This window comes from Microbacterium sp. ER1 (genome assembly GCF_023383675.1).
Lineage (GTDB): Bacteria > Actinomycetota > Actinomycetes > Actinomycetales > Microbacteriaceae > Microbacterium.
This window is the reverse complement of sequence record NZ_QCXO01000103.1, coordinates 1-232: the sequence shown is the minus strand read 5'-3', so window position 1 is coordinate 232 and position 232 is coordinate 1. Positions and strand designations below refer to the sequence as shown.

At 62.1% G+C, this 232-nt stretch carries 1 protein-coding gene; it reads right to left on the bottom strand.

The annotated features are described in order from the left end of the window. On the bottom strand, positions 1–232 hold a 232-nt coding region (locus tag BV453_RS01925; RefSeq protein WP_249520748.1), incomplete at both ends, for a class I SAM-dependent methyltransferase.

The following is a 232-nucleotide window of genomic DNA, read 5'->3' as shown; positions in this document are numbered from 1 at the left end:
CTCCAACAGGTGCTCTCCCGCACCTACTCCCGCAGCATCCATGACCATGAAGTCGGCGTTCTGGACGCCTTCAGCTTCCCTCCTCGCCAACTCGACCGCGCCGGTTGAGACATCGATGCCGAGCACGCTGGGAAAAAGACCGGCAAGCCAGCGGGTGTTGGTTCCGTTGCCACACCCGACGTCAATCACCGGAAGAGCCGGATCAAAGTGGGCTACGACGGCGTCGGAGTAC